Below are 16,443 nucleotides of genomic sequence, written 5' to 3' on the forward strand. Positions count from 1 at the left end.
TCGCCACAAGGCGGGCCGATCATGTCGCTTCGCCTGTTTCTCTCCATCCTGTTCGTGACCGTGCTGTGCGCGGGCGTCACGCGTGCGCAGATGGAAGACGGCGATCGGGGCATCCTCCCGCGCGACACCGCGCAGGTGCTCGAGGTCGACGGGGTTGAGGTCGACGTGACCGGCGAAACCCCGCAGGAGGCGCGCTTCAACGGGTGGCGCGAGGCGCAGCGGCTCGGTTGGGCGAAACTGTGGGCGGAAACGACGGGACGTCCCCGTTCCGAAGCGCCGGAACTGGCCGATTCGGTGCTCGACGGGCTGGTCACCGCCGTGGTGGTCGAGCGCGAACAGATCGGGCCGACCCGCTATATCGCCAGCCTCGGCATCCAGTTCGACCGGGCCCGCACGGGGCAGCGCCTCGGGCTGTCGGGCGGACGGCGGCGGTCGGCTCCCATGCTGCTCGTTCCGGTCTTGGTGACGGGCGGAACGGTCACCTCGGTCGAGACGCGCAACGAATGGCAGCGGGCCTGGGCTCAGCTGCGGACCGGCGACAGCAGCGTGGATTATGTCCGCGTATCGGGACTTGGCGTGGATCCGCTGCTCGTCAACGACGCGGTCACCCGCCGCCCCGGCGCGGAATGGTGGACCAACGTCGTCGATCTCTATGGCGCGGCCAACGTCCTTGTCGCCGAGGTGACGGTGAAGAGGTTGTATCCCGGCGGACCCGCGGAAGGCCGCTTCGTCGCGCGGATCGGTCGGGGTCGCGATTCCATCGGGAGCTTCCGGCTGCGCGTTCAGGATTCCAGCGGTATTCCGGCGATGATGCGGCAGGGTGCCGAACGGATCGACGATCTGTACCAGCAAGCGTTCGAAGCGGGCCTGATCGGCACCGACGAGGACCTCGTGATCGAGGAGGCGCCGCCTCCGGTTCCCGAAGAAGAGGAAGCCGTGCAGGAAGAACGGGAGATCGCGCCGTCGAGCTATCAGCTGCGCGTGTTCGTCCAGTCGACCGAACAGTTCGATCAGGCGCTGGGCGCGGTCCGCGCGGTTCCCGGCGTGATGAGCGTCTCGCCGCTGTCGACCGCGATCGGCGGAATCAGCAACGTGCTCGTCTCGTATCGCGGCGACGTCGCGGCGCTGCGCAATGCGCTGGCGCAGCGCGGTTGGTATTCGACCTACGTCGGCGGCGTGCTTCAGATCCAGCGGCAGGAAATTACCAATCCCGCGCCCACGCCCCCGCAACCCCCTTCCGCACCGCCGCCGCCACCGCCACCACAGGGCGAATGACGCGCCAGATCGCCCTCCCGCTCTCCTGGCCGGTCGCTCCCGCGCCGGGCCGCTTCATCGCGGCCGAAGCCAATGCGGAAGCGCGGCGACACCTCGAACGGTGGAACGCCTGGCCGGTCAGGGCGAGCCTGCTGATCGGGCCGCGCCGTTCAGGCCGCAGCCTGCTGGCGCAGGCGTTCGTCGAGCGAACGGGCGGGCGACTGTTCGACGATGCCGAACGACACGACGAGGAAGAGCTCTTCCATGCCTGGAACCGGGCGCAGGAAGAGGGGCGACCGCTGCTGCTGGTCGCCGACCGCGCGCCGCCCGCGTGGGAAGCGGCACTGCCCGATCTTCGTACCCGTCTCGCGATCACGCCGGTCGCTCTTATCCGAGAGCCGGACGATGCGCTGTTCGGCGAACTGCTGGCGCTGCATTTCGCCGATCGCGGGTTGCATCTGGCCCCCGACGTCATGCGTTATCTCGTCGAACGCTGCGAGCGCAGCTATTTCAACGCCGAGCGGTTGGTCGAACGGATCGACCGACATGCGGTGGCCAGCGGATCGCGGCTGACCATCCCGACCGTACGGGCGGCTCTGGAGGCAAGGGGAGAGGCGGCAGAATGAGCGAAGCGGACCCGCAGATCGTGGATCCCGAAACGGCGATCGCCGAATTCGGACCCGGCCGCTTCTTCAATCGCGAACTGTCGTGGTTGCAGTTCAATCGTCGCGTGCTCGAGGAAGCGATGAACGAGAAGCATCCGCTGCTCGAGAGATTGCGGTTCCTCTCGATCTCCGGATCGAATCTCGACGAATTCTTCATGGTGCGCGTCGCGGGGCTGAAGGGTCAGCAGTTGCAGGAGATCGAGGAACGCTCGATCGACGGTCGCACCCCCGCGCAGCAGCTGGACGAGATCGCGGTGTTGGCCGACGAATTGACCGCCGAGGCGCAGCGCGTTTGGCAGGTGCTGTCGGACAGGCTGGACGAGGCGGGCGTCAATGTCATCCACCGTGACGAATTGACCGAGAGCGAGCGCGATTTGCTGTCGGAGCGGTTTGATGCCGAAATCCTGCCCGTCCTGACCCCGCAGGCGGTCGACAACGTCAATCCGTTCCCGTTCGTGCCCAACGCCGGGTTCGGGCTGATCTTCAACCTGTTCGATCCGTCGCGGGAGGAGAACATCGTCGAATTGCTGATGATCCCGGCCTCGCTGCCGCGCTTCATCGAATTGCCGGGTGACGGCGATGCGCGGCGCGTGATCGCGATCGAGATGCTGGTGCGCGAATTCTTCGACCGGCTGTTCCCCGGCTTCGAACGGCGCGAAAGCGGGGCGTTCCGCGTGCTGCGTGATAGCGACATCGAGATTGAGGAGGAGGCCGAGGATCTCGTGCTGACCTTCCGCAGCGCCATCAAGCGGCGGCGGCGCGGGCGGGTCATTCGGCTCGAGATGGCGGCCGACACGCCGGACAGCCTTCAGTCGGTCATCAGCGAGGGATTGGAGGCCGATGAGGCGCTCGTGGTGGAAAGCTCGGGGCTGATCGGGATCGCGGATCTCGAACAGGTAGTCGACGTCGACCGCCCGGACCTCAAGTTTCCCCCCTACAATCCGCGTTTCCCCGAACGCATCAAGGAATATGGCGGCGACTGCTTCGCGGCGATCCGCGCCAAGGACATCATCGTCCATCACCCCTACGAGACATTCGACGTGGTGGTCAGCTTCCTGCGGCAGGCGGCCGAGGATCCCGACGTCGTGGCGATCAAGATGGCGCTGTATCGCGCGGGCAAGCAGTCGGAGATCATCGAGGCGCTGGCAGCCGCCGCCGAAGCGGGAAAATCGGTGACCGCGGTCGTCGAGCTGAAAGCGCGGTTCGACGAGGAGCAGAACCTCTACTGGGCCGCGCGGCTCGAGCGAGCGGGGGTGCAGGTCGTCTACGGCTTCTTCGAGTGGAAGACCCACGCGAAGACGTCGATGGTCGTCCGGCGCGAGGGCGACAGGATGCGGACCTACACGCACTGGGGAACGGGGAATTATCATCCCGTCACGTCCAAGATCTACACCGACCTCAGCTATTTCACGGCGAGCACGCGCGCGGCCCGCGATGCCGCCAAGATGTTCAACCTCGTCACCGGCTTCATCCAGCCCAGGGGTGTCGAACTGGCCACGTTCAGTCCCGCGAACCTTCGCAGCCGTATCCTCGGCCTCATCGACCGGGAGATCGAGTTCGCGCGCGAGGGCAAGCCCGCGGCGATCTGGGCAAAGATGAACCAGCTGGTCGATCGGGAAGTGATGGATCGCCTCTATCTCGCCAGCCAGTCGGGGGTGTCGATCGATCTGATCGTGCGCGGGATCTGCTGTCTGCGGCCCGGGGTGCCCGGCCTGTCGGAGAACATCCGCGTCAAGTCGATCGTCGGGCGATTTCTGGAACATAGCCGTATCTTCGTGTTCGCGAACGGCGCGCGGCTGCCGCATCGCAAGGCGCGCGTGCTGATCTCCAGCGCCGACTGGATGCCGCGCAACTTCGACCGTCGGGTGGAGTATATGATGCCGCTGGAAAACCCGACCGTGCACGCACAGGTGCTCGACCAGGTGATGATCGCGAACCTCATCGATAACGAGCAGAGCTGGGTCCTGAACGAGGACGGGAGTTACGAACGGATCGTGCCGGGCAAGCGCAAGTTCAACTGCCACCATTATTTCATGAACAATCCCTCGCTGTCGGGACGCGGTGCGGCGCTCGCGGGGAAGCGCATCCCCAAACTCCGACTGACCCAGCGCGGCGGATGATCGACAAGCTCGATTTCGGCCCGGTCGGCATCATCGACATCGGGTCCAACTCGGTCCGCCTGGTCGTCTATGGCGGCAACGAGCGCGTGCCGAGCATTCTCTATAACGAAAAGGTGATGGCGGGGCTGGGGCGGAGCCTCGGTGCGGACGGCGCGATGGACGAGGAAGCGATGGCGATGGCGCTCGATGCGCTGGCGCGCTTTCGCGTCCTGTCGAAGCAGATGCGGGTGAAGCGCCTGCGGACCGTCGCCACGGCGGCCGTGCGCGACGCGACCAACGGGCCCGACTTTCTTCATGCGGCGGCGAAAATGGGGCTGAAGCCCGCCTTGCTGTCCGGCGAGGAGGAAGCGGTCGGGTCGGCCCTCGGTGTGATCAGTGCGATCCCCGAAGCCAACGGAGTGATTGCCGATCTGGGCGGCGGCAGTCTCGAACTGGCGGGGGTCGCGCGCGGGGCGGTGGGCGCGGTGTCGAGCGAACCGATCGGCGTTCTGCGCGTGGGCGATCCGCCCGATCGCGAGCGGGTCCGCTCCAAGCTGGAACATGCCCTATCCGACGGGAAGCTGATCGCTGCGGCGAAGGGGCGGGGGCTCTACCTGGTCGGCGGCAGTTTCCGCGCGATCGCCCAGCTGGACCTTCGCCAGTCGGGACACCCCCTACCGATCGTCCATGCGCATCGGCTCGACAAGACGCGCCTTTCGGAGCTGTCCAAACTCGCCGACACGTGGAGCGAAGAAAAGCTGAAAGACGTGGGAATGATCTCCGGGCGTCGGGCACCGCACCTCGAGGCGGCGACGATCATCCTCGAGGAACTGGTCGCCAAGCTCGCTCCCGCCACGATCACCGTGTCGGCCTTCGGCCTTCGCGAGGGCCTGCTCTACCAGGATTTGCCGCTTCACAAGCGGGAAGAAGACCCATTGCTCGCCGCCGCGTTGGAAGTCGGCCGTCGGCTTGGACGGTTCGGCAGCATCGGCGCGCTGCTCGACCAATGGATCGCCCCGCTGTTCCCGGACGACGGAGCGCGCCGCGCCCGGTTGCGGCTCGCGACCTGCCTGCTCGGCGATATCGCGTGGAACGCGCACCCCGACTATCGCGCCGAACGGGCGGTCGATCTGGCGCTACACGGCAATTGGGTGGGGATCGATGCGCAGGGAAGGGCGCTGATCGGCCGCGCGCTTTACACGGCCTTCGGCGGAAGCGATCCGCACAATACGGCGGTCGGCGAACTGCTCGACGAGGCAGCGAGCGAGCGGGCGATCATCTGGGGGCGTGCGATCCGGCTCGGTCAGCGGCTGTCCGGCGGGATCGAGAAACTGTTGCGGCAGACGCGCATCGAGCGATCGCAGGGGCGCCTCGTCCTCGGCATGCCGGAAAAGCAGTATCGTCTCTACAGCATCGCGGTCCAGAAACGGCACGAACAGCTGGCGGAAGCGATGAGCCTCGGGCCCGCGGTCGACTTCGCCTAGCCGCAGTCGATTTCGGTGACGCGGTTCGTATCGTCGAGCCGCACGTTGACGCGATCTTCGCGATAATCGGCGGTGACGATCGTATCGGGCGTGATCCAGCGCAGCCGATCCGCCGTGGTGACGCGCAGGACGGCGGCGCCCAATTCGCTCGTCGCCCGCTGGCCGACGAACCGATCACCCGCTGGCACGGTGCAGCTCCCAGCGCCGCGGACGGTCGCGTCGTCCATCGTTTCGGTCGTTGCGCATCCGGCGACGCAACCGAGGGCGAAGAGAATCAAGATCGTCTTCACGATGCGGCGTCCGTTCGGGTCATCTTCAGTTTGCCGTTCTCGGTCGCGAAGGCGAGGCGGCCCTCAACGAGGTCCAGCGCATCCTGCCCGAATTCCTCGAACCGCCATCCGGACAGGATGTTGAGATCCTCGCGTTCGCCCGCCGCCAGCAATTCGAGTTCCTGCGCCCGCGCGATGAGGCGAGGCGCGACTCCGCTTTCCTTGGCGCGAATCTTGAGCAGGAGCTTGAGCAGATCGCTGACCAGCGACGCATCCTTCGTCAGACCCGGCCGCCGCGGCGGCTTGGGTGGCATCTCCTCCTTGGTCAGCGGTTCGGCATCCTTGAGCGCTTCCATCAGCCGCCCGCCGATATCATTGTCCTTCCACCCCTTCGAGAGGCCGCGGATCCGGACGAGATCTTCCTGCTTGCGCGGAGGGTTGTTGGCCAGTTCGCCGAGCGTGTCGTCCTTGACGATCCGCCCGCGCGGCAGGTCCTTGCCCCGCGCCTCGGTCTCGCGCCACGCCGCCAGCGCCTTCAGTCGGCCCAGCACGTCGGGTTTGCGGCTCGGCAGCTTCACCCGTTTCCAGGCCTCGTCGGGTTCGAAGGCGAAGCTGGAGGGATCGGCGAGCCGCGCCATTTCCTCGTCCAGCCAGTCGCCGCGCCCGGTATCCTTCAACCGATCGAGCAGCATCGGGAAGATTTCGGCGAGGTGGGTCACGTCGGCAATGGCATAGTCGAGCTGGCGCTTGTCGAGCGGACGGCGCGACCAGTCGGTGAAGCGCGCGCCCTTGTCGAGTTGGTGGCCCAGCGTGGCGGCGACGAGGTTCGCATAGCCGACCTGTTCGCCGTAGCCGAGCGCCATCGCGGCGATCTGCGTATCGAACAGCGGTGCGGGCACCTTGCCGGTAAGATTATGGAAGATCTCGAGATCCTGTCCCCCGGCATGAAAGACCTTGAGCACGTCGTGATTGTCGACCAGTAGTTCGAGCAGAGGCGACAGGTCGATGCCGTCCGCCAGGGGATCGATGGCCGCGGCCTCTTCCTCGGTCGCGATCTGGACGAGGCAGAGGATCGGCCAGTAGGTGTTCTCGCGCATGAATTCGGTATCGACCACGACATAGCCGTGGACGCTCATGCGGTCGATCAGTTGGGCGAGACTTTCGGAGTCGGTAATCAGGTCGTGGATTTTCATGTGGAGGCGGCCCTAGCGCACCGCGCGCGCCTTGACAAAGACGATTGTGAAGGCGAGTGCGGGCGCGCTTTCGGGCGGCTTGCCCCAATCCCTAATTTCCGGAACGATCATGCACGCTTACCGCACCCACCATTGCGCCGAACTCACCGCCGAAAATGTCGGCGATACCATCCGCCTGTCGGGCTGGATCCATCGCAAGCGCGATCATGGCGGGGTGTTGTTCGTCGATCTTCGCGACCATCACGGCCTGACCCAGATCGTTGCGGACGAGGACAGCCCCGCGCTGCCGATTCTCGACCGGCTCCGGGTCGAGAGCGTCGTCACCATCGACGGCGAGGTGAAGGCGCGCAGCGAAGGCACGGTCAACGACAAGCTGCCGACCGGGCAGATCGAGGTGTTCGCGCGCGGCGTGACGGTGCAGAGCGAGGCCAACGAGCTTCCCATGCCGGTCGCGGGCGAACAGGATTACCCCGAGGATATCCGTCTCAAGTATCGCTATCTCGACCTTCGCCGCGAGACGATGCACCGCAACATCATGCTGCGGAGCAAGGTGATTTCCTCGCTGCGGCGGCGGATGCAGGATCAGGGCTTCACGGAGTTCCAGACGCCCATCCTCGGCGCGTCGAGCCCCGAAGGCGCGCGCGACTATCTGGTGCCGAGCCGCCTGCATCCGGGGCGTTTCTACGCGCTTCCGCAGGCGCCCCAGATGTTCAAGCAACTGCTGATGACCGCCGGGTTCGACCGCTATTTCCAGATCGCGCCCTGTTTCCGCGACGAGGATCTGCGCGCGGATCGCAGCCCCGAATTCTATCAGCTCGACTTCGAGATGAGCTTCGTGACGCAGGAAGACGTGTTCCAGGCGCTCGAGCCGGTGCTGGCGGGTGTGTTCGAGGAATTCGCCGACGGAAAGAGCGTGACGCCCGCGGGCGAATTCCCGCGCATTCCCTACAAGGAAGCGATGCTCAAGTACGGATCGGACAAGCCCGACCTCCGCAACCCCATCGTCATCAGCGACGTCGGCAATCATTTCGAGGGTTCGGGCTTCGGCCTGTTTGCGGGCCTCGTCGAGAAGGGCAAGAAGGTTCGCGCCATCCCCGCGCCGAATACCGCCGACAAGAGCCGCAAATTCTTCGACGAGATGAACGACTGGGCACGGGGCGAGGGCTATCCGGGCCTTGGCTACGCCACGCGCAAGGGCGGCGAATGGGGCGGCCCGATCGCCAAGAACCACGGCGCCGACAAGATGGACAAGCTGGCCGACGAACTCGGCCTCGGTCCCGACGACGGCATTTTCTTCGCAGCGGGGGACGAGAAGGACGCCGCCAAGCTGGCGGGCGCCGCGCGCACGCGCGTCGGGGAGAATCTCGGTCTCATCGAGGAAAACACGTTCAAGTTCTGCTGGATCGTCGATTTCCCAATGTACGAATATGACGAGGAGCGGAAAAAGGTCGATTTCAGCCACAATCCCTTCTCGATGCCGCAAGGGGAAATGGAGGCGCTGGAAACGAAGGACCCGCTCGACATCCTCGCGTGGCAGTACGACATCGTCTGCAACGGCTACGAACTGTCGTCGGGCGCGATCCGGAACCACCGCCCCGACATCATGTACAAGGCGTTCGAACTGGCCGGCTATTCGCAGAGCGACGTCGACGAGAATTTCTCCGGCATGATCGAAGCCTTCAAGCTGGGCGCGCCGCCGCACGGCGGGTCGGCGCCGGGGATCGACCGCATCGTCATGCTGCTCGCCGACGAACCCAACATCCGCGAAGTCATCGCCTTCCCCATGAACCAGCGTGCGCAGGACCTCATGATGGGCGCGCCCAGCCTGGTATCCGACCGCTCGCTCGAGGAGCTTTCGATCGCCGTTACTGCGGAAATCGAAGAAGACGATGTCCGCGATCCCACCGATGTCGTCGAGGACAAGGACGCCTGACGAGGCGACGTCGCATAAGCGCCACACTGTCCCGAAAATGGACGGGGTGCATCGGCGAGCACTAGGCGGGTTGGCGGCCTCCCGTTAATTCGTCGGTATGGCGATTGATTTAACGCAAGTGCCGGAACGAGAGAGCCTGGCAGGAGATCCCAACGCGCGGCTCGCCGAATTGCGCGTGTCGCTCGCCGAATTGCAACTGCGCCAGACCGCCCATCGCCAGCGGCTCATCCTGATCGTCGAGGGGTGGGAGGCGACCGGCAAACGGGCGCTGCTTCGTCAGATTCTCGCCAGCCTCGATCCCTGCTCTTCCGCAGTGCATTGCAGCGACGTCGCGCCGATCATGCGCCCGTCGCGGCACTGGCTTGCAGACTATTGGGAGCGGCTGCCCGAGGCGGGCGCGAGCGCCATCTTCTATCGCAGCTGGTATCGCCGCCTCGTCGAGGACCGGGTCCGCCGCGACATGAAGGCCTCCGAATTCTCGCGCGCCTGCGACGAGATCAACGAATTCGAAGCGCAGCAGCGCGATCACGACACCACTATCATCAAGTTCTTCTTCCATTGCAGCGAGGAACGGCAGGTCGAACGCACGGTTCAGCGTCTTGCCGATCCGTGGCAGCGTCACATGGTGGACGAACCCGAGACCGAGCGTGGCGAGCGCGCCGAGGCATGGAACGCGCTGTTCGCCGAGACCGACACGCGCTGGGCGCCGTGGACGCTGGTCAATGCCGAATGCGAGGCAACGGGCCAGACGGCCGCGATGCAGCACCTCGTCGCGACGCTCGACAAGGCGCTGCCGGCCGATCCCGTGGGGATCGATGGCAAGCAGGTCGGAGAAATCGTCGACTTTCCGAGCGGACTGGTGCGTTGAGGGATGGCGCGAATGCGTCGCAAGGGCGACCTCCCGCAAAAGACATGCGCTACCTGCGGGCGGCCATTCAACTGGCGCAAGAAATGGGCGAAGGTGTGGGACGAGGTCCGATACTGTTCGGACCGGTGCCGCGGTGAACGGCCCCGGTCGGATCAGTCGCCGGGATAGGTGATCGCTTCCACTTCGTAGAAGGTCTGGCCGGAGGGAAGGATGACCGCGCGTTCGTCGCCGACCCTGGCGCCGATGATGGCACGGGCGATCGGCGCGGACCAGCCGACCCGTCCCGACGACGCATCGCTTTCATCGTCGCCGACCAGCATCACCACGCGCCGCCGTTCTTCTTCGTCGACCAAGGTAACCGTCGCGCCGAACCGCACCTCGTCGCGCTTTTCCGCGGCGGCCGGATCGACGACCTTGGCGTCTTTCATGACTTTCGACAGATAGCCGATGCGGCGGTCGATCTCGCGCAGCTTCTTGCGGCCGTAGATGTAATCGCCGTTCTCGGACCGGTCGCCATTGCCCGCTGCCCACGACACGATCTCGACCAGCTTGGGCCGTTCGGTCCCGAACAGATGGTCATATTCGGCGCGGATCGCCGCCATCCCCTGCGGCGTGATGTAGCGGGGTTTCCCCATTAGCCGGGGCGGTTCGACTTGCCGAGATGCCGCGAGACGTGGACCGCGCCGTAGGACGGCACATAGGGATTGAGCCGGTCGTAGACGGTCGCATTCTCGACCACCCGCTGCACGTACCCTCGCGTTTCGCTGAAGGGTATGCTTTCGATCCACTGCAGCGTGTCGACGCCGCTGGTGCGCGGGTCGCCGTAGCGGCGCACCCACTTGAGGGCATTTCCGTGACCCGCATTGTAGCTGGCGGCGGCGAGCGCGAGATTGCCGTCCCACTGGCCAAGCCGCAGCGCGAGATAATCGCTGCCGAGACGCACATTGTATGCCGGATCGCTGGTCAGCCGTCCGTAATCGTAGGGAAGGCCGCTGCGACGCGCCTGATCGCGCGCGGTGCCGGGCAGAAGCTGCATCATGCCGAAGGCGTCGGCATGACTGCGCGCCGAGCGGTCGAAGCTGCTTTCCTGGCGCGTGATGCCGTGCGCGAAGCTCCACAGCTGTCCGCCGGGCGCGCCGGCGTCGTGGATCGGCCAAGCGCTCTTGTAATAGAAATCGGTACCGCTGTTACGCGCTGCGCGGGCCACCCACACGCCGAGATCGGGGCGACCGATCTGCGCGGCGAGGCGGCTAGCCATCACGCGCTCGCCCTGGCTTTCCAGGCTTTCCGCCAGCGAACGAACGAACAACGCCTGCTCGTCACGGCTGTTGGCGAGGCGGGGAAGGGCGGACACGATCGGGCGCGCGTTGAATTCCGCAACAACCGCGGGTTCGACCGCGGGCAGGTCGGCCGGGACGGGGACTTCGCGGCCCAGACGCTCGAGCGCGAGTTGGGCGTAGAACAGTTCGGGGGTTTCGGCGGCGCGTTCGAACATGGCGCGGGCGCGCTGCGGATTGTTCGCTTCCGCCGCACTGCGGCCGGCCCAGTAGAGACCCTTGGTCTTGACCTGTAGCGACTGTCCGCCGCCCGAATAAAGTTCGAACATCGTGCTGGCGGCATCGAAGCGGCGCAGCCGGTCGCGCGCGACCGTTCCCGCCAGCCAGGCGAGGTCGGTGTATTTGTCGCGAACGCCATAGGGCTGAAGCGTCTTGTCGTCGCCGGGAACGAACGCGTCTTCGAGCTGACGCGCAATATTGAAGGCGGTGGAATAGTCCTGTGCCCGGTTCGCCTCGTCGGCGGCGAGCAGCAGCATTTCGAACCACTTGTCGATGTTGATCGGACGCGTGGTGAACTGATGCGGCTGCGCCAGCAGGCGCTGCGACCCGGTCACGTCGCCGTTGGCCCGATAGTAGCGCGCGCGGTCCATCAGGAGGCCGGCGTGGCTCGACACGCGGTCCTGGACGCGTGCGAAGAGCGCATTGGCATCGGCGGAATTGCGCTGAAGAGCGATGCGGGCCTCGATGACCGGGCGCTGCGCGGGGCTCGACAGGTCGAGGATCTGCGCCGCGCGGTTGGTCTCGCGCTCGAACAGCAGCGCATCGATGCGGCGGTCATGGTCTTCGCGGGTGAGCGCACTCCAGAAGCGATCGCGTACGACTGCCTCGGCGCTTCCCGACAGGTCGGGCTGCATCCACGCGGTCCGCGCCGCGCCGTAGGCCTCGGCGTTGCGTCCCTGCGCCGCATAAGCTTCGGCGAGCCTGGCCCAGCCGTTGCCGGTGACGGGCGGCGACTGACGGAAGAATTCGGTCACCAGTTCGGCGCGAGCGCTGCTATCGAGCGCGGCTTCCGCGCGCGCCCGGATCACGGCGGCTTCGGGCCAGTCGGAATAAGCGATGGCGAAGCGCGCCGCGCGTTCGAAGCTCGGGCGATTGTCGCGGCGCAACTGGCGCCATTCCGCGATGGCCTGATCGGTCTGCTGCACGGTCGGGCGGACCTGCGCGACCGTCTCGACACTGGCGGCTACCGCGCCGGGCTGCACCTTCTCGGTGATCACGGACGAGGTGGCGGCGCCGGACAGAAGGACGACGGAAGCGAAAAGCAGTTTGTTTCTCATGGTGGACATTATGGGGAGAGACTTCTTATCACGCGCTGAACACAATACTCCCATAAGGGGTTGGGACGCCAAGACGTTCCAAGGAAAGGACGAATTGCAATGTTCAAGGGTTCGATCCCCGCACTGGTCACGCCGTTCGACGCGAATGGCGACGTCGACGAGGCGGCGCTGCGCGATTTCGTCGAGTGGCAGGTCGGCGAGGGCAGTCACGGGCTGGTGCCCTGCGGCACGACAGGCGAGGTCGCCACGCTCGACGCCGACGAACATCGCGCCGTGGTCGCCGCGACGGTCGAGCAGGCGAAGGGGCGCGTTCCCGTCATCGCGGGGTGTGGGGGCTACGACACCCGCGCGGTCGCACGGAACATCGAGATGGTGGCCGAAGCGGGTGCCGACGCCGCGCTGTGTGTCGTTCCCTATTACAACAAGCCCAACCAGACGGGTCTCGTCGCCCATTTCACGCACCTGGCGCAAATGTCGCCGATCCCGATCATGGTCTACAACGTCCCGAGCCGCACCGTCGCCGACATCGGCGTCGAGGCGATGGGCAAGATCGCCAAGCTCGAGCGGATCGTGGCGATCAAGGACGCCTCGGGCGACCTGACCCGCGTGACCGCGCATCGTGCGTTGTGCGGCGAAGAGTTCGCGCAGCTGTCGGGCAACGATGATCTGGCACTCGGCTTCTCCGCGATGGGCGGGACGGGATGCGTGTCGGTGAGCGCCAACGTCGCGCCGAAATTGTGCAGCCAGTTCCAGGAAGCGATGCTCGAAAGTCGCTGGGACGACGCCCGCTCGCTTCAGGACAAGCTGTTCCCGCTGCACGGTGCCCTGTTCGCCGACGCCTCGCCCGGTCCAGCGAAATATGCATTGTCGAAGGTCCGTCCCGGCAGTTCGACGAAGGTCCGCCTTCCGATCACCGAACCGTCCGATGCCGCGAAGCAGATTGTCGACGCCGCGCTGGCCCATGCGGGGCTGACTGGATGAGCAAGGTCTTCAACAAGGAGCGCGTCGTCGCCGACAATCGGCGCGCGCATTTCGACTATGCGGTCGAGGAACGGTTCGAAGCGGGGATCGCCCTTCAGGGCACCGAGGTGAAGGCGCTGCGCAATTCGGAGGGCTCGATCAAGGAGAGCTATGCCGCGATCGAGGATGGCGAGGCATGGCTGATCAACGCGCATATTCCCGAATATTCGCACGGCAACCGCCTCAACCACGAGACGCGACGTCCGAGAAAATTGCTGCTTCACGCACGCGAGATCAACAAGTTGCTTGGTGGGGTGCAGCGGCAGGGGATGACGATCGTCCCGCTGTCGATCTACTTCAACAAGGAAGGTCGCGCGAAGGTCGAACTGGGTCTCGCAAGAGGCAAGAAAACCCACGACAAGCGTCAGACGATCAAGGACCGCGACTGGAAGCGGCAGCAGCAGCGTATCATGAAAACCCATGGCTAAACCGACGGGCGCGTTGCGCCGTTTTCTGGTGCGCCACGCCCCGACGCGACAGCAATTGCTCGAGATCCGTTGGCTCAAACCCATCCGGCGCTACATCGCCGCGCACGAATATTGGCGCTTCACCCGGCGCAGCGTGCCACGCGCGGTGCTGATCGGAATGTTCATCGGCGTGTTCCTGATGCTGCCGGGACTTCAGATGATCGCCGCGGCGGCGCTTTCCGTGCCGATCCGTGCCAACATCCCGATGGCCGCGGCGGTGACATGGGTCAGTAATCCGCTGACGACCCCTGCCTTCCTGCTCGCGGGGCTGGAGGTCGGCAGCCTGTTCGGCTTTCCGACCGACATGCACGCGCTGACCCGATTGGTGCGCGAGCGCGCCTCGCTCGACGAGTGGGCGGCGTGGGCAGTCTCGGACGCGGCGCCGGCGATGATCTTCGGATTGTTTGCGATCGCGCTGGTTCTCGCGCTCGTCGCCTATGGCGTGTCGCTGGTCGGATGGAGATTGTGGATTGCGCGGCGGTGGAAGCATCGTCATCTTCATTACTGACGTGGATTCTGTTCGGAGAGGTTGAAATGAAACGCTTTTTGATTGCGCTTGCCACGAGCAGCGCGCTGGTCGCAGTAACGCCCGCCGCGGCGCAGCAGGTCGCCGACATGGGCAACCCCGCCAACACGGACGAGCCGCAACTGGGCAGCTACGGCTTCGAAACGTCGGGCATGGACCGCAGCGTCGATCCGGGCGACGATTTCTATGAATATGCCAACGGCACATGGGCGGACGAGACCGTCATTCCCGACGACAAGACCAACTACGGCATGTTCACGGCGCTCGCCGATCTGTCGGAAGAACGCACGCAGGGGATCATCGACGATCTGAGCGCCGAAGGCGAAAGCCGGGTCGGCCTCGCCTACAACGCTTATCTCGACACCGACGCGATCGATGCGCGCGGCTTGGAACCGTTGCAGCCCATCCTGTCGCGGATCGATGCCATTTCCAGCTTCGCCGATTATGCGCGCGTCATGGGCGGGCTCGACCGGATCGGGGTCGGCGGCATGCCCTTTGGTATCGGTATCGGGCAGGACCGCGGCGACAGCACCCGTTACCTGGCGGGCATCTATCAGGGCGGTACGACGCTCCCCGATCGCGACTATTATCTCGAGGACAACGAACGGTTCGACGGCATCCGCAGCGCCTATCTGGACCTCGTCACCGACATGCTGACGCGTCTCGGCGAGGACAATGCACGGGCCCGTGCGGAAGCGCTTCTGGCCTACGAGACCGATCTGGCCGAGGTGCATTGGGATCGCAACAAGCGGTCGGACAGCGAGGCGACCTACAATCTGTCCAGCTATGACGAGCTGAAGGAGCTGGCGCCGCAGTTCGACTGGGACGCCTATTTCGCTGCCAACGGCCTGTCGGTAGAGGAAATCAACATCGGGATGCCCGATGCCATCGCGGCGGGCGTGGCGCTGGCGAGCGACGTCGATCTTCAGGTCCTGAAGGACAAGGCGCGCCTGTCGGCGATCGGCAGCTATTCCTCCGTGCTTCCCACCGCGCTCGACGAGCGGATGTTCCAGTTCCGTCAGGTCCTGACCGGTCAGCCCGCTCAGGAAGAGCGGTGGAAACGATCGGTGGGTTGGGTTTCCAGCAACCTTCGCGACGATCTCGGCAAGGTCTACGCCGAGCGCTACTTCCCGCCTGAAACCAAGGCGGAGATGGACAAGCTCGTCGCCAACGTCTTGGCCGCGATGCAGGACCGGATCGAGAACGCCGACTGGATGGCCGACGAAACCAAGGTGCAGGCGATCCAGAAGCTCAACGGCTTCACGACCAAGATCGGCTATCCGGACCAGTGGGATCCCTACGAGGGTCTCGAGATCCGCGAAGGCGACGCGTTCGGCAACGCGATGCGCTCGGCCGAATGGCAGCACCAGGACAGCCTGTCGCGGCTCGGCGGGCCGATCCAGCGCTGGCGCTGGGGGATGGCCCCGATGACGGTCAACGCCTACGCCAACTTCGGGATGATGGAGATCGTCTTCCCCGCCTCGATCCTGCAGCCGCCCTTCTTCGACCCCAATGCCGATCCAGCGATCAACTACGGCGGCATCGGTGCGGTGATCGGTCACGAGATTAGCCACCATTTCGACGACCAGGGCGCCAAGTATGACAGCAACGGCAACCTCAACAACTGGTGGACCGAGGCCGACTACGCCAATTTCGAGGCGCGCGGTAAGGCGCTGATCGAGCAGTATGACCAGTACGAGATCTTCCCCGGCGAGAATATCGACGGCGAGTTCACGCTGGGCGAGAATATCGGCGATCTGGCCGGCCTCTCGATCGCGTACGACGCCTACAAGAAGTCGTTGAACGGACAGGAAGCGCCGGTGATTGACGGCACGACCGGCGATCAGCGCTTCTTCCTGGGTTGGGCGCAGGTGTGGCGCCGCAACTACCGCGACGAGGAACTGAAGAACCGGTTGAAGACCGACAGCCACTCGCCGTCGATCCAGCGGGTGTGGGTCATCCGCAACATGGATGCATGGTACGATGCGTTTGACGTCCAGCCGGGCGACGACATGTACCTCGCGCCCGACGAGCGCGTGACCGTCTGGTAG

The 16,443-nt window shown here is 65.2% G+C and carries 15 protein-coding genes; 11 read left to right on the forward strand and 4 right to left on the reverse strand.

Annotated features, from left to right (window positions below; all coding sequences use genetic code 11):
* The first annotated feature begins 21 nt into the window (after window positions 1-21).
* Genes WJT74_RS03920 through WJT74_RS03935 form a run of 4 tightly spaced genes read left to right on the forward strand, consistent with a single transcriptional unit; the run spans window position 22 to window position 5,502 of the window.
* Complete coding sequence (locus WJT74_RS03920; RefSeq protein ID WP_343347100.1) at window positions 22-1,275, forward strand: heavy-metal-associated domain-containing protein; 1,254 nt, start codon at window positions 22-24, stop codon at window positions 1,273-1,275.
* Entirely contained in the window at window positions 1,272-1,880 is a 609-nt protein-coding gene (locus WJT74_RS03925; protein WP_343347102.1) for an HdaA/DnaA family protein, read from the forward strand. The genes WJT74_RS03920 and WJT74_RS03925 overlap by 4 nt, the downstream gene beginning before the upstream one ends.
* Window positions 1,877-4,039: an RNA degradosome polyphosphate kinase gene (locus WJT74_RS03930; protein WP_343347103.1), complete on the forward strand. Its 2,163-nt coding sequence runs from the start codon at window positions 1,877-1,879 to the stop codon at window positions 4,037-4,039. Before WJT74_RS03925 ends, WJT74_RS03930 begins: the two co-directional genes overlap by 4 nt.
* On the forward strand, window positions 4,036-5,502 hold the full coding sequence (locus tag WJT74_RS03935; protein WP_343347105.1) for a Ppx/GppA family phosphatase: 1,467 nt from the start codon (window positions 4,036-4,038) through the stop codon (window positions 5,500-5,502). Before WJT74_RS03930 ends, WJT74_RS03935 begins: the two co-directional genes overlap by 4 nt.
* On the opposite strand, the gene WJT74_RS03940 is transcribed toward WJT74_RS03935, so the two are convergent.
* Window positions 5,499-5,729: an I78 family peptidase inhibitor gene (locus WJT74_RS03940; RefSeq protein ID WP_343347107.1), complete on the reverse strand. Its 231-nt coding sequence runs from the start codon at window positions 5,727-5,729 to the stop codon at window positions 5,499-5,501. The genes WJT74_RS03935 and WJT74_RS03940 overlap by 4 nt on opposite strands.
* Window positions 5,730-5,788: 59 nt before the next feature.
* Window positions 5,789-6,964, reverse strand: coding sequence for a ribonuclease D (gene rnd, locus WJT74_RS03945; RefSeq protein ID WP_343347110.1), 1,176 nt, complete (start codon window positions 6,962-6,964; stop codon window positions 5,789-5,791).
* Between the two features lie 109 nt (window positions 6,965-7,073).
* Between rnd and aspS the strand changes: the two genes are divergently transcribed.
* From aspS to WJT74_RS03960, 3 genes are all read left to right on the forward strand, one after another.
* On the forward strand, window positions 7,074-8,897 hold the full coding sequence (aspS, locus tag WJT74_RS03950) for an aspartate--tRNA ligase (RefSeq protein ID WP_343348090.1): 1,824 nt from the start codon (window positions 7,074-7,076) through the stop codon (window positions 8,895-8,897).
* 97 nt (window positions 8,898-8,994) lie between these two features.
* Entirely contained in the window at window positions 8,995-9,765 is a 771-nt protein-coding gene (locus WJT74_RS03955; protein WP_343347112.1) for a hypothetical protein, read from the forward strand.
* 12 nt (window positions 9,766-9,777) lie between these two features.
* The gene (locus WJT74_RS03960) at window positions 9,778-9,933 is read left to right on the forward strand and encodes a DUF2256 domain-containing protein (RefSeq protein ID WP_432215232.1); all 156 of its coding nucleotides are present in this window, start codon (window positions 9,778-9,780) and stop codon (window positions 9,931-9,933) included.
* Here WJT74_RS03960 and WJT74_RS03965 read toward each other — a convergent pair.
* Both WJT74_RS03965 and WJT74_RS03970 read right to left on the reverse strand, forming a co-directional pair.
* Window positions 9,918-10,400 (reverse strand): GreA/GreB family elongation factor, encoded by a 483-nt coding sequence (locus WJT74_RS03965; protein ID WP_343347117.1) that lies wholly within the window; start codon window positions 10,398-10,400, stop codon window positions 9,918-9,920. The two genes, WJT74_RS03960 and WJT74_RS03965, sit on opposite strands and share 16 nt — an antisense overlap.
* Entirely contained in the window at window positions 10,400-12,379 is a 1,980-nt protein-coding gene (locus WJT74_RS03970; protein ID WP_343347120.1) for a lytic transglycosylase domain-containing protein, read from the reverse strand. The genes WJT74_RS03965 and WJT74_RS03970 overlap by 1 nt, the downstream gene beginning before the upstream one ends.
* 99 nt (window positions 12,380-12,478) lie before the next feature.
* On the opposite strand from WJT74_RS03970, the gene dapA reads away from it, so the two are divergent.
* The 4 genes from dapA to WJT74_RS03990 are packed head-to-tail and all read left to right on the forward strand — an operon-like array spanning window position 12,479 to window position 16,443.
* The gene (gene dapA / locus WJT74_RS03975) at window positions 12,479-13,360 is read left to right on the forward strand and encodes a 4-hydroxy-tetrahydrodipicolinate synthase (RefSeq protein ID WP_343347122.1); all 882 of its coding nucleotides are present in this window, start codon (window positions 12,479-12,481) and stop codon (window positions 13,358-13,360) included.
* On the forward strand, window positions 13,357-13,827 hold the full coding sequence (gene smpB, locus WJT74_RS03980) for an SsrA-binding protein SmpB (protein ID WP_343347124.1): 471 nt from the start codon (window positions 13,357-13,359) through the stop codon (window positions 13,825-13,827). The genes dapA and smpB overlap by 4 nt, the downstream gene beginning before the upstream one ends.
* Window positions 13,820-14,374, forward strand: coding sequence for a DUF2062 domain-containing protein (locus tag WJT74_RS03985; protein ID WP_343347127.1), 555 nt, complete (start codon window positions 13,820-13,822; stop codon window positions 14,372-14,374). The genes smpB and WJT74_RS03985 overlap by 8 nt, the downstream gene beginning before the upstream one ends.
* A gap of 26 nt (window positions 14,375-14,400) precedes the next feature.
* Window positions 14,401-16,443, forward strand: a complete 2,043-nt coding sequence (locus WJT74_RS03990) for a M13 family metallopeptidase (protein WP_343347130.1) — start codon at window positions 14,401-14,403, stop codon at window positions 16,441-16,443.

Origin of the sequence: Sphingomicrobium sp. XHP0239 (genome assembly GCF_039555325.1) — a bacterium.
Classification (GTDB): Bacteria; Pseudomonadota; Alphaproteobacteria; order Sphingomonadales; family Sphingomonadaceae; genus Sphingomicrobium; species Sphingomicrobium maritimum.

Coding starts and splice junctions, on each gene's coding strand:
- smpB (WP_343347124.1), top strand. CDS start 13,357: ATGAGCAAGGTCTTCAACAAGGAGCGCGTCGTCGCCGACAATCGGCGC.
- WJT74_RS03985 (WP_343347127.1), top strand. CDS start 13,820: ATGGCTAAACCGACGGGCGCGTTGCGCCGTTTTCTGGTGCGCCACGCC.
- WJT74_RS03940 (WP_343347107.1), bottom strand. CDS start 5,729: ATGGACGACGCGACCGTCCGCGGCGCTGGGAGCTGCACCGTGCCAGCG.
- aspS (WP_343348090.1), top strand. CDS start 7,074: ATGCACGCTTACCGCACCCACCATTGCGCCGAACTCACCGCCGAAAAT.
- WJT74_RS03935 (WP_343347105.1), top strand. CDS start 4,036: ATGATCGACAAGCTCGATTTCGGCCCGGTCGGCATCATCGACATCGGG.
- WJT74_RS03960 (WP_432215232.1), top strand. CDS start 9,778: ATGCGTCGCAAGGGCGACCTCCCGCAAAAGACATGCGCTACCTGCGGG.
- dapA (WP_343347122.1), top strand. CDS start 12,479: ATGTTCAAGGGTTCGATCCCCGCACTGGTCACGCCGTTCGACGCGAAT.
- WJT74_RS03955 (WP_343347112.1), top strand. CDS start 8,995: ATGGCGATTGATTTAACGCAAGTGCCGGAACGAGAGAGCCTGGCAGGA.
- rnd (WP_343347110.1), bottom strand. CDS start 6,964: ATGAAAATCCACGACCTGATTACCGACTCCGAAAGTCTCGCCCAACTG.
- WJT74_RS03930 (WP_343347103.1), top strand. CDS start 1,877: ATGAGCGAAGCGGACCCGCAGATCGTGGATCCCGAAACGGCGATCGCC.
- WJT74_RS03925 (WP_343347102.1), top strand. CDS start 1,272: ATGACGCGCCAGATCGCCCTCCCGCTCTCCTGGCCGGTCGCTCCCGCG.
- WJT74_RS03990 (WP_343347130.1), top strand. CDS start 14,401: ATGAAACGCTTTTTGATTGCGCTTGCCACGAGCAGCGCGCTGGTCGCA.
- WJT74_RS03920 (WP_343347100.1), top strand. CDS start 22: ATGTCGCTTCGCCTGTTTCTCTCCATCCTGTTCGTGACCGTGCTGTGC.
- WJT74_RS03965 (WP_343347117.1), bottom strand. CDS start 10,400: ATGGGGAAACCCCGCTACATCACGCCGCAGGGGATGGCGGCGATCCGC.
- WJT74_RS03970 (WP_343347120.1), bottom strand. CDS start 12,379: ATGAGAAACAAACTGCTTTTCGCTTCCGTCGTCCTTCTGTCCGGCGCC.